The following is a 14,506-nucleotide window of genomic DNA, read 5'->3' on the forward strand; positions in this document are numbered from 1 at the left end:
GTGCAATAAAAAAATAATAAGTTAAAGGCTAGAGATGTATGATTCTAAAATATATTTCTAGCTTATTTTGTTAGCTGTAATAATTTGCTATAAGGATTTTACAATATATATTTATAAGTAATTGAAAAAGGTATTGTAGTAAATTGGAAGATAAAAGCTACTGTGCATTAAAATATGGTTGAGAGGTTGATAAGAATGGATCATGGATTGAAACAAGAATTAGTTTTAAATTCAGGTGTTATAAGGGTGTCGTGAATCACGACACCCTATTCTATTCTTTGCATTCAAAATTTGTTTCTTATACTATGTTCTTTTGTATCACCTTGTTTAATGAGTGTGTAGTGTACAGCAGGAACTTTTGCAAAAAATGCTGTTATAAGCGGAGTGATAAACGTGCTGAGGATTACAGTGAAGGCTATTTGGCAGACTGAAGAATTAACATAAGGTGCATATATGCTGTTTACCTGAGCAGCAAGTTGTGGGATAGCAATTGATATACCGGCAATACAACAGATTGCTGAAGCTGAATAACCAGGTTGATTTAGTAAAAATTTATCGACAGTAATCATTGGAATAGTATTTACTATATAGAATATAATAATCAATACGAATCCAGATATTCCTGCATTAAAGGCATCGAAGATGTTAATGTTAGAGCCGAGAGAAAATCCTAGAAATGGAATTATAATATTATTGCCAGGTTTCAATATATCATAGATATTATGATCAAGATTACCTAAAATCACACCTAAAATAAAAGGCAGCATGGTTGCAAGTATTGTACTTAAATTTATTCCACCACCACTCGCAATATTTAAGATGCAGATAGGAAGAGCAGGAACAGCAATAATGCTTAACATACCAAAGGTTGCAAGATCTAAGTCATCACCATAATCATTCATTAATGCAATATATATACTTGGATTACAGCTGGCAATACAAGTTACTAAGGCAAGAGTTGAAATTCCAAGGAAACCATTTAATCCACAAAAGTGCACAATCAATATACCAAATACAAATGATATTATGAGCTTACTAAGAATTAAAATACCACCTCTTTTTAAAGCTAAATTTAGATTTGACAATTCAAACTGACTACCAGTAATAAAAAGCATTATACCGATATAACACATAGTACCTTTGCTGGTGAAAATTGATGTGAAAGGATCACCTATAAGTAGTATATTTGGAGAAACACTATGTATTAATGTAGCAATAAACATAGGAATGATTAATAAGCCTCCAGGAAATTTTTTAACGTTATTTAATATATTCAAAATGAGCCTCCTTATTCATATGGGGTATAATATTTATTATAATAAAAACATGTTTTAAAATACATGTTTTATATTTATGATAATTAAAACAAAATCTATTGTCAATATTAATTGTATTAGATAAATAGGTTAATACAATTGATATAAAGCATAATTAAATAAATAATAACTCCATCTGCCAGCCTATTTATACTCTAAGTTATAATTAAATACTTAGTAAAGTATTGACAGAATTAATAAAAAAATATATATTATAAACATGTTATAAATAACATGATTTAAATATGACTTATACATAAAGATGTTAATCAAAATTGCAATTTAAGTAAAAAGTAAAAAGGGGTTCAAATGAGAACAATAAAATATTTAGTTTTAGGAATGATTAATAGACAGCCTATGACAGGTTATGATATTACAAAGGAACTTGAAAAAGAATGGGTTGACTTTTGGTATGCTGACCATAGTCAGATTTATCCTGAACTTCGCCGCCTGCTAAAAGAGGAACTTGTAAGTTTTGAAATAACAATACAGGGCGAAAAGCTTGAAAAGAAATTATATTCTATAACTGAAAAAGGAAGAAGCGATTTAATAAACTGGCTTCTTAAGGAAGAAGACGATTTAATTCCAAAAGATATGTTTAAGCTTAAAGTTTATTTTTCAGAAGCTCTATCAATTGAGGAAGTTAAGAGTAATTTTAACAATCAGTTAAGAAAACATAGAATGAAATTAAACAGCATTAAAAATGAAATGGAAAAGCTTGATAGATTAGATTATGAATTAACATCAGATTTTTGTAATTATATTGTTATGCAAGGTGCTGTATTTAGAGAGGAAGCATACATAGCGTGGATTTTATGGTGCTTGGCTTATATAGACAAAATCAAATAGTTTAATGGCAATGAAGTCAATTTTATAATGGAGTAAAATTGACTTTTTTTATAAAATTTCTAAATATAAAATAATATAAATCTAAGGCAAGGCTATATCAGGAAAGTTTATAGCTTAAACTAGAAACTTAACTGAAGAAACAGGGGGATTAATTATGTTATCAAAAGAAATGATAGAAATAGGAAACAAAAGATCAACTATTAGAGAAATATTCGAATTTGGCAAAAGAAGAGCTGAAATTGTTGGACGTGATAAAATCTATGATTTTAGTATTGGAAATCCTAATGTGCCAGCTCCAAATTCTGTGAAAGAAACAATTATAGATATATTAGAAAATGAAGATTCAACATTAGTTCATGGATATACAAGTGCTCAAGGTGATGATAAAGTACGAGAAGCAATAGCAAATTCAATTAATAAAAGATTTGATACTAATTTTACAAAGAATAATCTATACATGACTCTTGGAGCAGCAGCATCTCTTAGTATTTGCTTCAAGGCTTTAGCATGTGAAGATAATGAGTTTATTGCATTTGCACCTTTTTTCCCAGAGTACAGATGTTTTGTGGAAGCTGCAGGAGCTAGGCTTGTGGTGGTAAGTGCTAATATAGAAAGTTTTCAAATTAATTTTAATGAATTTGAAAAAAGTATTAATAAAAATACTAAGGCTGTTATTGTGAATTCACCTAATAATCCATCAGGAGTTGTTTATTCAGAAGAAACTATTTTAAAATTAACAGATATTTTGGAAAGAAAGTCTTTAGAATATGGGCATGCAATTTACTTAATAAGTGATGAGCCATATAGAGAGATAGCATATGCTGGAGTGAAAATACCTTATTTAACAAAATATTATAAAAATACACTAGTATGTTACTCATATAGCAAATCATTATCATTACCAGGAGAAAGAATAGGATACATAGTAGTTCCTGATGATATTGATAATTTTCAAGATACTTATGCAGCAATTTGTGGTGGAGGAAGAGTTCTTGGATATGTTAATGCACCAAGTCTGTTTCAAAAAGTAGTAGCAAGGTGTGCTGATCAGACTGCAGATATTTCAATTTATGAGAAGAACAAAGAATTATTATATAATGCATTATTAGAAATGGGATATAAATGTGTAAAACCAGATGGGGCATTTTATTTATTTCCTCAATCATTAGAACCTGATGCAGCAGCATTTTGTGAAAAAGCTAAAGAATATGATTTGCTGTTAGTGCCAGGAGATGATTTTGGATGTCCAGGGCATGTAAGAATTTCATATTGTGTACAGCCAGAGCAGATAATGAATTCACTGCCAATATTTAAAAAATTGGCAAAAGATTATAAGTTAAAAACAAGGAGATAATCATGAAGGTTTTAGCATATGAAGTAGAAAAGCATGAAGAAGAGTATTTTAAAAGATATTCAGAAGAATTAAATATAGATATTACAATTGTTAGTCATTTATTAACATTAGAAACTGTATCATTAGCAAAGGGATATGAATATGTAACAATAAATGGATTAAGTCAAATTGATAGGAACTTATTTGAAAAATTAAAAAAAATTGGTGTGAAATATGTAGCATCACGATGTGTAGGATATAATCATATGGATGTTAAAGCAGCGAAGAACCTTGGGATTAGGTTAAGTCATGGCACATATTCCCCAAACAATGTAGCAGATTTTGCAGTAATGCTTATGTTAATGCTAATTAGAAAAGTTAAAATTTCAATGGGCAGATCTAATGTTAATGATTTTTCTCTAAATGATTTGCAAGGAAGAGAAATGAAAGATTTAACTATTGGAGTAATAGGTACAGGTAAAATAGGGAGCACAGTAGTAAAAAATCTTAGGGGATTTGGATGTAGAACTATTGCATATGCAAGGCATCCAAATGAAAATTTAAAAGGTATGGCAGAATATGTTGATTTAGAAACTATATATCGTGAAAGTGATATTATTACTTTACATATGTCATTGTCAGATGACAATTACCACATAATTAATAGTCATACAATTTCTAAAATGAAAGATGGAGCAATAATCATTAATACTGCAAGAGGCGGTTTGATTAATACAGAAGATCTAATTAATGCATTAGAAACAGGAAAGATTGGAGCGGCAGGAATTGATACTTATGAAGCTGAAGAAGGTATTTGTCATTTTAATCATAATGTTTCAGTGGTTACTCATCGTGAAATGCTTTATTTAAAGCAATTTCCCAATGTTATTTTAACCCAGCATTATGCATTCTTTACTGACCATGCAGTATCAGATATGGTAAAAAGTGTGCTATACAGTTTGGATAAATTTAGTAAAGGCCTTAGTTGTCCATGTGAAATAATTTTATAGAATCTGTTTTTAATTAACATTTAGAGATAATTTTTATTTTTAATTAAATATTATATAGTTAACAAAGGTGTTAATATTACTCATCATGAGGTAAGATTAACACCTTTTTATTATTAGAGCTCTTGGTGAACTTGGGGCAGATAATCCTAATTTAGGGTATTGTAACTCAATATTTTGAAAGGTTTACTGTTTTTACAGTATAGATATATTGGCTTGAGTGTACTCTTTGCATTATGGTTGAAATAACTGCTATTGGAGCTTATGTTCAGTTTTGGCCCCTAGATTTTCCTAAATGGATAACTTTGTTGATATGTCTAATAGTAGAGAAGAGAATTTTAAAGAAGTATTTGAATAAGTATTTATAGAAATTACATTTCTAAATCACTATATTTAAAATTATTAAATTTAATGAGACAAATTGATTTTCTTGTATCCAATTTGTAAATTGGATAAGAGGTACATTTATACTTAAATTTGAGTATTATTAAAAGTAATGCTAGAATAAAAATGATGCGGGAAAAAATTTTGCAATAAATACTGGACAAGTATACATTTACATGGTACAATGTATACATAATTAAAGATAAATGCTTAGAGAATTTAGAGTCAAGCATAAAAACAGAGGTGATGTTACACCTGTTTTTAGCTTGGCTTTTTTTGTGCAAAGAAAATCAGAAATAAATCACAATTATAAGTAATTATAAATTGTGAACTAAATAAAGGGAGGATTTTATATGTATGATGTAGCAATAATTGGAGCAGGAGTTATTGGAAGTTCCATATTTAGAGAACTAACAAAATATAACTTAAAGGTAGTCACTTTAGAAAAAGAAAAAGATGTTTCAATGGGGACAAGTAAGGCAAATTCAGCGATAGTTCATGCTGGATATGATCCTAAAGAAGGCACCTTAATGGCAAAGTATAATGTAGCAGGAAATGAAATGTTCGAAGATTTATGTAAAGAATTAAGTGTACCTTTTAAAAGAAATGGATCATTAATTTTAGCATTTAGTGAAGAAGATTTAGATACAGTGAAAAACCTTTATGAAAATGGATGTAAAATAGGTGTAAAAGATTTAAAAATACTAAATAGAGATGAGGTTTTAGAAATGGAACCGAATCTCAGTGAAGAGGTGCAAGGAGCCTTATATGCACCAACAGGAGGAATAGTTGGACCATTTGAATATACAATTGCATTAGCTGAAAACGCAGTTCAAAATGGTGGAGAGCTTAAACTTAAAAAAGAAGTAGTGTCTATAGAAAAAGGTGATGCATTTAGGATTTCAACTAGTGATGGAGAAGTCATAGAAGCTAAATTTGTTATAAATGCTGCTGGGTTATATGCAGATAAAATTCACAATTTAATTTGTAAGGAAAGCTTCAAGATAATTCCAAGAAGCGGCGAATACTTTGTAATGGATAAAAGTCAAGGAAGCGTAGTAAGTCATACAATATTCCAATGCCCATCAAAGCTTGGAAAGGGAGTTTTAGTAACTCCAACTGTTCATGGAAATTTACTTGTTGGTCCTGATGCAAGAGATATAGAAAATAAAGAAGATTTAGGTACTGTTTCAGAAGGATTAGATTCTATAAGAGAAGCTTCAATGCATACAACTAAAAAGGTTAATTTTAGAGAGAGCATAAGAAATTTTGCAGGTCTAAGAGCTAATCCGGATACAGGAGATTTTATAGTTGAAGAAAATGACGATGTTAAGGGCTTTATTGATGTAGCAGGAATGAAATCACCAGGTTTATCTTCTGCACCAGCTATTGCTTTAGGAGTAGTAGATATATTAGAAAAGGCAGGATGTAAGTTAGAAAAGAAAGACAATTTTAAAGCTAAGAGAGAGCAAATTCATTTCATGGAGTTATCACCAGAAGAAAAAGCTAAACTTATAAAGAATAATCCACAATATGGAAGAATTATTTGTAGATGTGAGACTATAACAGAGGGTGAAATCGTTGATGCGATAAAGAGAAGCTTTGGAGTACTTTCTTTAGATGGAGTAAAGAGAAGATGCAGACCAGGAATGGGAAGATGCCAGGGCGGTTTCTGTGGACCAAGAGTTCAAGAAATAATTGCAAGAGAATATAATGTTCCACTAGAAAGTGTTGTGTTAGAAAAAGATAATTCTTATTTATTAGTAGGAAAATCTAAATAGAAGGGCGAGGTAGTATTATGAGTTATGAATTAATAGTAGTAGGTGGAGGACCAGCAGGCCTTGCAGCAGCATATGAGGCATATAACAATGGAATAAAAAAGATATTAATATTAGAAAGAGATAAAGAATTAGGTGGAATCTTGAATCAATGTATCCATAATGGATTTGGACTTCATACATTTAAAGAGGAACTTACAGGACCTGAATATGCAAGCAGATTTATTGATATGGTTAAGGATACAGATATTGAGGTTAAACTTAATACGATGGTATTAGAAATAACAAAAGATAAAAAGGTGTATGCTATAAACTCAGAAGAAGGATATATGGAACTTCAAGCAGAGGCTGTAATTCTTTCAATGGGCTGTAGGGAAAGAACAAGAGGAGCTATTAATATCCCAGGGGATAGACCAGCAGGTGTATATAGTGCAGGTGCAGCTCAAAGATACATTAATGTAGAAGGATATATGCCAGGTAAGGAAGTTCTTATATTAGGATCAGGAGATATAGGTCTTATAATGGCAAGAAGAATGACTCTTGAAGGTGCAAAAGTTAAAGCAGTCGTTGAATTATGTCCATATTCAAATGGATTAAATAGAAATATAGTTCAATGCTTAAATGACTATGATATCCCATTATATTTATCTCATACTGTAGTAGATATTGTTGGAAAAGAAAGACTTGAAAAAGTTATAATAGCTGAAGTAGATGAAAATAGAAGACCAATTAAAGGAACTGAAAAAGAATTTGATGTAGATACTTTATTGTTATCAGTTGGATTAATTCCTGAAAATGATATATCATTTAATGCAGGAATTGAAGGGGATAGAAGAACAAATGGTTTAATGGTCAGTGAAAGTATGGAAACCTCTGCAGATGGAATATTTGCATGTGGAAATGTAGTACATGTTCATGACTTAGTAGACTTTGTAACAGAAGAATCAAAGCGTACTGGTATTTCAGCAGCAAGATATATTAAGAATGAACTTAAGAAAGATAAATATGTTAATATAATAAATGGTACAAATGTTAATTACACAGTACCACAAAGACTTGATATAGATGATGTTCAGGATAAATTAACTATCTTTATGAGAGTAAATAATATATATCACAATAAAGCATTAGTAGTTAGAAGTGGTGAGGAAGTTATAGCTAAATTTAAGAGAGCTCATTTAGCACCATCAGAAATGGAAAAAGTAGTTTTAAGTAAGGTACTGCTAGATAAGATTAAAGGTGATATTACAATATCATTAGAGGACGGTGAATAAAATGGAAAGAGAATTAATATGTATAAGTTGTCCTAAGGGATGTCATTTAAAAGTTGATGAAGAAAGTTTAACTGTTACTGGTAATAGCTGTCCTAAGGGAGCTGAATATGGAGTAAATGAAGTTACAAATCCTGTTAGAATAGTAACTTCAACAGTTAAGGTTACTGGCGGAGAAGCACCAGTAGTTCCAGTTAAAACCGAAAAGGCAATACCAAAAGGGCTTATTGTAGAATGCATGGAGGAAATCAACAAAGCAACAATAAAGGCTCCTGTTAAAATAGGTGATATTATAATTAAAAATATATTAGAAACTGGTGTAAATATTATTGCAACAAAAAACGTAGTTTTATAATTAGAATTGCACAGTAAGGATTAGGACTAATGCTGAAAAAGTATTAGTCTTTTCTTGATGTTATCGATACAATTAACGCGGCAATGTTATTTAGATTTTATTCTCCAGGTGATACTTTGGTAATCTCCTTGTAAATTAGGAATAGTAAGACCTCCATACATAAGTTCATCGCCACCAAATATTTCCTGGAGGCCTTCAACTGAATAATTTTTGTATGGATCCAAGCCTCTTAAGTATAATCTTCTTATTGGTTCATTTGGAATTCCAAGAACTCTAAAATAGCTCACAAAAGCTTCAGCTTTATCCTCTGAAACAACAATAAAAGAAGCTTCATTGCTTTCAAATGGATTAAGAAGTCTATACATGTCTCCAAATTGAATGAGTTTCCTTAATTCTTTATAGGTTTCTACTTGTTTTTTAACAGTTTCTTTTTCCTCATCATTAAACTTTGTAAGATCAAGTTCATATCCCAAATTACCAAGCATTGCAACATCACCTCTCATTTTTAGAGAAGTATCTCTGTAAACTTGGTGATTAGGAACAGCAGATACGTGAGAGCCCATAGTACTAAGTGGATAAACTATACTTGTTCCGTATTGAATCTTTAGTCTTTCGACAGCATCAGTATCATCACTTGTCCATATTTGAGGCATATAGTATAGTATACCTGCATCAAATCTTCCGCCACCTCCGGAGCAGCCTTCGAAAAGTACATTTGGAAAAGCTGCTAAAAGCTTTTCGTAAATTTTATATAAACCTAACATGTACCTATGAGCTGTCTCTCTTTGTCTCTCCGGAGGAAGCATAGCAGAGCCTATTTCTGTCATATTTCTATTCATATCCCATTTTACATAACTGATATTAACAGAACTTAAAATATTAGATAAGGCTTCAATAATGTAATTACATACATCTTCTCTGGAAAGATCTAATACCAGCTGATTTCTTCCTTGAGTACGATATCTTCCAGGAACATGCAAACACCAATCAGGATGAGCTCTATATAAATCACTATCTGGTGATACCATTTCAGGCTCAAACCATAAGCCAAATTGTAAATTTAAATTATTTATACGGTGAGCTAAGTCATTCAAGCCATTAGGAAGTTTATTTTTATCAACGACCCAATCTCCAAGTGAGCAACTAGAATTATTTCTTTTCCCAAACCATCCATCATCAAGAACTAAAAGTTCAATACCTAAATCTTTTGCAATTTTTCCAAGGTTCTCGATTTTTTCTGCATTGAAGTCAAAATAAGTTGCTTCCCAATTATTAATTAGGATAGGCCTGCTTTTATCTCTGTAAACACCTCTGCACAGTCTTTTTCTGTATAGTTTATGATAAGTTCTAGACATTTCTCCTAAACCATTTGAGGAATATACCATTACAACTTCAGGTGTTTGAAAGCTTTCAGATGGCTTTAGAAGCCAAGAAAAATCAAATGGATTTATACCTAGAGAAACCCTAGTTGTTTTATATTGATCAACTTCTGCTTGTGCAAGGAAGCTGCCACTATATACTAGATTAAATCCATATACTTCTCCGTGTTCTTCAGTAGCATCTTTACTTAGTAATGCAATGAAGGGATTTTGATTATGACTGCTTGAGCCACGTCTACTCTCTATTGATTGAGTACCAACTAATAGAGGAGTTCTTTCAATGTTTCTTTCTCTTGCCCAGGCACCGTGAAGATGTAAAAAATCGTAATTACAATTATTAAAATCAATGTTCATACTTAAAGCTCTTAGTAGTTTTAAATCTTCATTACCGCAATTTAAAAATTTTGAATTTCTAGTTATAACATCAAAGTTTTCATAAGCGGTATAGGACAAAATTACTTTTAAGCCAATCAAGGAATCAGATAAGGTTATTTCTAATGTCTGAGCTTCATCATCACTTTCAACGTAAGTTGCTGGAAGACCTTCTAATTTTGCTTTCCCATCAGCTATTTTGTGAGATTCATATCTAAGATCAGTTATAGTTGAACCATTTTCAAGCTGAATTGAAAAGACTGGCGTGCGGAAATCACTTGTTCCATAGGAAGGGTATTCAAGTGGAAGTGTGTCAAGTGAGAGCACACAATTATTAGGATTAGGATTTGGAGAAAAGGAACATCTTTCTTTAAGGGATAATAGATTATTAGAATTAAAATTCCTTAATTTTTTTCCAAAATAAACATGTGCAAGATATCCTTCGTCATGAATTTGCAGTATGTAGCTGGTATTTTTAGCTATTAAGTGAAATGATTTTGTATTGTTATCAAAAATAATACTCATATTATCCTCCGTAATAGATTTTATTATTCAACTTCTTTATTCTTATAATAATATTCTTTATCTCGTTCGTTGATTTCTCTTAATACACGACATGGATTCCCTACAGCAACTACATTTTTAGGAATATCGTGCGTAACTACACTTCCAGCACCTATAACTGAATTATCGCCTATTGTAACTCCAGGTAAAATAACTGCATTAGAGCCTATCCATACATTATTGCCGATTCTTACAGGAATAGAAAATTGAGTGCCAGGCTTACGAAGAGTCGGATCAACTGGATGTCCAGTAGGGGTTATCGTTACATTAGGGGCTATCATAACATGATCACCGATATAAACATCAATATCATCAACAATTACAAGATTAAAGTTTGCATAAAAATGATCTCCAATGTGGATATTTGAACCGTATGCGGCATGAAATGGAGGTTCAATCCAAATGTGTTCTTTTATATCCCCTAATAATTCTTTTAATATATTTTTTCTCCTTATTTCTTCACTTGGTCGTGTATGATTATAGTCATATAACAATTCTTGACATTTTCTACGATCAGCTTCAAGACCTTCACCTACATCAATATATAGCATACCATTTTTCATTTTTTCTCTTATTGTCATAATAATCACCCCAATTTAATGTTTTAGAGTTTGACTCAGTTATATTTAGCTCGATATTTATATAGCTATAATTTTTTATATGTGGAGTATATTTTAAAATTCATCACAACATATTCAATTACATTGAGATTAATCTTAATGTTACTTATTTCGGTAGTTTGCAATATAATTTTAGAGTGCAGAATTATATATTAGAAATTATAAAACTATATTCTAAATCTTTGCTAGAATCTATGCAAAACTCAGGTAAGACTGGTGCGCCCCAACTGTCATCTCCACCAACACCCATTTGTTTTCCTATAATATTTATATTTGTAAAGTTAACAGGAGGTAAATCTTCTATATGAAGAGCATTTTCAAGTTCCATATAGTTATAAGGTAAAACACTAAATTCAAATGGTGATTTTTCATAAGAGAATTTAATTCCTTCACATTTTTCATTTTTAACAGTTAACCATCTAGTACCAATTCTGTTACCACATTCTTGCGGAACTAAGTATTTAGATAAGTTTTCAAGTGGTGTGCTCGAGTAAATGCCTAGTTTTGCACCTTCTGCACGGTCAATGTAGTTTTCCTCTGGTCCCATTCCATACCATGAGAATGAATTAAATTCTGATAAAAATCTAAAGTTCATTCCGAGTACTGGGAGCATAGGTAGTCCTTCTACGCCGTTATAAGCTATATTTACTTTAATTGAATTATCAGATGTAACTTCATAATTTATCTTAACATTTGTAGTTGGGATTGTTGGAAGTTCATAAGTATAGTGTAGTATAACTTTATCAACTTGTTCTTCCATTGAAAAATCAACATATTTTTGGCAAATTGAAGCACTAAGCCATCCTGCACATTTAAACTCATGTTTGTTTCCTCTGTCATTATCAGTTGTTGCTCTCCAATAATATGTTTTTGGTGTTCTTGTAATGAATTCCTTTCCGCTATATCTTAAAGAAACGATTCCACCTTCCTGTTTTGAGAAAATTACTTTAAAGTCTTTGCCATGAACACCAATGTTAACATCACCATGAACTACTTTTAAAGTAGGAGTAGAGGTAACTTTAATGGCCTCTTTTCTTTCATAAATCTTTTGTCCGAAAGCTATCTCGTGGCCTTTAGATGCCCAAAGGGTATCTTCTGCTAATATTAATGAAACAGTAAATACAAGTTCTTCTGAGCATTTGTAATCTCCAAATGGTAGTCCTAAATATTTTTCTTCACCAGCTGAAACAGAAGCTTTTGTAATACCATCTTTTATAAGTACGCCTTCTTTTTCAACTTTATAATATAAATCAAATTTATCAGCATTTATAAACAAATTATTATTTTTAATAGTAACTCCGTTTTTATCAGGGAATAATTTTATATTTTGATATAAATATTTTACTTCTTGAGCTTTAGGAGATGCTTCTCTGTTTGCGTAGACTAAACCGTTCCCTGAGAAATTATAATCTGATGGTCTATCAGTAAAATCTCCACCATAAGATAAAGTTTCTTTACCGCTTGGTAATTTTCTATAAAGAGCTTGATCGCCATAGTCCCAAATAAATCCACCTTGATACATTAAGTATTTGTCCTCAAGTTCTGTGTATTTTATCATTCCGCCAGTAGAGTTACCCATAGAGTGCATATATTCACAGCTAATATACGGTTTTTGAGGATTGTTATTAAGATATTCCTCAATTTCAACAGCTTTTGCATACATTCTGCTTTCCATATCACTGGTTTTATCAAAATCTCTGTTTCGAGTCACACCTTCATAATGAACTAGTCGGGAAGGATCTGCTCTTCTAAAATATTCAGACATTTGGAATATATCTTCGCCGGCGTAAGATTCATTACCACATGACCAAATAAGTACAGAAGGATGATTTTTATCTCTTTCAAGCATTGAAGCAGCGCGATCTAAGATAGCAGCTTGCCATTCTGGTAAATTTCCTGGCACATTCCATGATGGTTCACATTGCCCCATTTTTTGCCATGAACCATGACTTTCTAAATTTGTTTCATCTATTAAATAAACACCATATTCATCACATAATTTATACCATAAGCTTTGGTTAGGGTAGTGAGAAGTCCTAACAGCATTAATATTATGTCGTTTTATAAATTTAATGTCCCAAAGCATGTCCTCTTTTGTAATAGAGCGACCACTGCGTGCACTAAATTCATGTCTATTAACACCTTTGAAGACTATTCTTTTTCCATTAAGATACATAACTTTATTTTTCATTTCAAAATGTCTAAAGCCAACTTTTTGCTTAATAACTTCAACTAAAGAGTTATCAGATTTCTCAACAATTATATAAAGTTCATATAAATTTGGTTCTTCAGCACTCCATAACTTAACATTTTCAACATCAAGCGAGAAGGTTAGCTCTTTGTTAAAAGGAATATCCTTAACTTCAACAATTTTATTCCCAGTAGCATCTTCAAGATATGCTTTTATTTTTGTATTTTCATTTCCAACCATCTTAAGAGCTGCATTAAGCTTTGCATTAGTAAAATATGCTGATAGATCTGTCTTAACAAAGATATCACTTATATGAGTTTCTGGTATTGCATATAAGTAAACATCTCTAAAGATTCCAGAAAATCTCCAGAAATCCTGATCTTCAATCCAGCTTGCGCTGCTTCTTTTATAAACTTCTACAGCAAGTTTATTTTCACCGTCTTTTAAATAGCGGGTAATATCAAATTCTGATGGTGTAAAAGTATCTTCACTATAGCCTACAAAATCACCATTAACCCAGACGTAAAAAGCAGTTTCAACACCTTGAAAGGAAATAAAAGTCTGTTTATTTTTAAGATCTTCTTTAATATTAAAAAAAGTTACATAACTACCTACAGGATTATAAGTTTTTGAAATATGAGGTGGTCTTAATTCATCATGACCTTCCCATGGATACATAGTATTAATATATTGGCATTTGTCATAACCTTGAAGTTGAATATGTCCAGGCACTTCAATATAGTCAAAGCCGCTAATATCAAAGTTTTCCTTATAAAAATCTTTGATTCTTAATGAAGGATTTTCACTGTATGAGAATCTCCAGCTACCATTTAAATTTTGTTTAAGAGGCATGTCATCATCTAGTTTTAAGTGATCAATTTTCTCATAAAACCAGTGATCTGAATGCGCATCTATTCTGTTTACTCTAAAAATTTGAGGATCTTCTAGCCACTCTAAAGATGGTTGAGTATAGTTCATATAAGTACCTCGCTTTCAATATTTATTCTATGAGCAGATATTATGAATTCCAACTTTTAGAACTATTTTTGTATTATAAGTCTTAAGGATGAGCTTGTAAGTTGAAATT

The 14,506-nt window shown here is 31.2% G+C and carries 10 protein-coding genes; 6 read left to right on the plus strand and 4 right to left on the minus strand.

The window, feature by feature from the left end; translation table 11 throughout:
• Nucleotides 1–284 precede the first annotated feature (284 nt).
• Nucleotides 285–1,277 (minus strand): 2-keto-3-deoxygluconate permease, encoded by a 993-nt coding sequence (locus CLOBL_RS03155; RefSeq protein ID WP_179117667.1) that lies wholly within the window; start codon nt 1,275–1,277, stop codon nt 285–287.
• A gap of 348 nt (nt 1,278–1,625) precedes the next feature.
• Here CLOBL_RS03155 and CLOBL_RS03160 point away from each other — a divergent pair, with 348 nt between their 5' ends.
• The 6 genes from CLOBL_RS03160 to CLOBL_RS03185 all read left to right on the plus strand — a co-directional run bounded on the left by CLOBL_RS03160 (nt 1,626) and on the right by CLOBL_RS03185 (nt 8,293).
• Nucleotides 1,626–2,165 (plus strand): PadR family transcriptional regulator, encoded by a 540-nt coding sequence (locus CLOBL_RS03160; RefSeq protein ID WP_077857684.1) that lies wholly within the window; start codon nt 1,626–1,628, stop codon nt 2,163–2,165.
• Between the two features lie 154 nt (nt 2,166–2,319).
• Nucleotides 2,320–3,519, plus strand: coding sequence for a pyridoxal phosphate-dependent aminotransferase (locus tag CLOBL_RS03165; protein WP_077857685.1), 1,200 nt, complete (start codon nt 2,320–2,322; stop codon nt 3,517–3,519).
• 2 nt (nt 3,520–3,521) lie between these two features.
• Nucleotides 3,522–4,508 carry a D-isomer specific 2-hydroxyacid dehydrogenase family protein gene (locus CLOBL_RS03170; RefSeq protein WP_077857686.1) on the plus strand — a complete coding sequence of 329 codons (987 nt, stop codon included), beginning with the start codon at nt 3,522–3,524 and terminating at the stop codon, nt 4,506–4,508.
• A 734-nt stretch (nt 4,509–5,242) separates the two neighbouring features.
• Nucleotides 5,243–6,670, plus strand: coding sequence for an NAD(P)/FAD-dependent oxidoreductase (locus tag CLOBL_RS03175; protein ID WP_077857687.1), 1,428 nt, complete (start codon nt 5,243–5,245; stop codon nt 6,668–6,670).
• Nucleotides 6,671–6,687: 17 nt separating this feature from the next.
• Nucleotides 6,688–7,941, plus strand: a complete 1,254-nt coding sequence (locus tag CLOBL_RS03180) for an FAD-dependent oxidoreductase (RefSeq protein ID WP_077857688.1) — start codon at nt 6,688–6,690, stop codon at nt 7,939–7,941.
• 1 nt (nt 7,942) lies between these two features.
• Nucleotides 7,943–8,293: a DUF1667 domain-containing protein gene (locus CLOBL_RS03185; RefSeq protein WP_077857689.1), complete on the plus strand. Its 351-nt coding sequence runs from the start codon at nt 7,943–7,945 to the stop codon at nt 8,291–8,293.
• An 86-nt stretch (nt 8,294–8,379) separates the two neighbouring features.
• Here the strand turns inward: CLOBL_RS03185 and CLOBL_RS03190 are convergent, their stop codons facing one another.
• The 3 genes from CLOBL_RS03190 to CLOBL_RS03200 form a co-directional block, all read right to left on the minus strand.
• Nucleotides 8,380–10,569: an alpha-galactosidase gene (locus tag CLOBL_RS03190; RefSeq protein ID WP_077857690.1), complete on the minus strand. Its 2,190-nt coding sequence runs from the start codon at nt 10,567–10,569 to the stop codon at nt 8,380–8,382.
• Between the two features lie 23 nt (nt 10,570–10,592).
• A complete protein-coding gene (locus CLOBL_RS03195; protein ID WP_077857691.1) occupies nt 10,593–11,189 on the minus strand; it encodes a maltose acetyltransferase domain-containing protein in 597 nt (198 codons plus the stop codon).
• A gap of 184 nt (nt 11,190–11,373) precedes the next feature.
• On the minus strand, nt 11,374–14,397 hold the full coding sequence (locus CLOBL_RS03200; protein WP_077857692.1) for a glycoside hydrolase family 2 TIM barrel-domain containing protein: 3,024 nt from the start codon (nt 14,395–14,397) through the stop codon (nt 11,374–11,376).
• Nucleotides 14,398–14,506: the final 109 nt, after the last annotated feature.

The organism is Clostridium sp. BL-8 (assembly GCF_002006495.1).
Lineage (GTDB): Bacteria > Bacillota > Clostridia > Clostridiales > Clostridiaceae > Clostridium.

Coding starts and splice junctions, on each gene's coding strand:
- CLOBL_RS03160 (WP_077857684.1), top strand. CDS start 1,626: ATGAGAACAATAAAATATTTAGTTTTAGGAATGATTAATAGACAGCCT.
- CLOBL_RS03165 (WP_077857685.1), top strand. CDS start 2,320: ATGTTATCAAAAGAAATGATAGAAATAGGAAACAAAAGATCAACTATT.
- CLOBL_RS03170 (WP_077857686.1), top strand. CDS start 3,522: ATGAAGGTTTTAGCATATGAAGTAGAAAAGCATGAAGAAGAGTATTTT.
- CLOBL_RS03175 (WP_077857687.1), top strand. CDS start 5,243: ATGTATGATGTAGCAATAATTGGAGCAGGAGTTATTGGAAGTTCCATA.
- CLOBL_RS03180 (WP_077857688.1), top strand. CDS start 6,688: ATGAGTTATGAATTAATAGTAGTAGGTGGAGGACCAGCAGGCCTTGCA.
- CLOBL_RS03185 (WP_077857689.1), top strand. CDS start 7,943: ATGGAAAGAGAATTAATATGTATAAGTTGTCCTAAGGGATGTCATTTA.
- CLOBL_RS03190 (WP_077857690.1), bottom strand. CDS start 10,569: ATGAGTATTATTTTTGATAACAATACAAAATCATTTCACTTAATAGCT.
- CLOBL_RS03195 (WP_077857691.1), bottom strand. CDS start 11,189: ATGACAATAAGAGAAAAAATGAAAAATGGTATGCTATATATTGATGTA.
- CLOBL_RS03200 (WP_077857692.1), bottom strand. CDS start 14,397: ATGAACTATACTCAACCATCTTTAGAGTGGCTAGAAGATCCTCAAATT.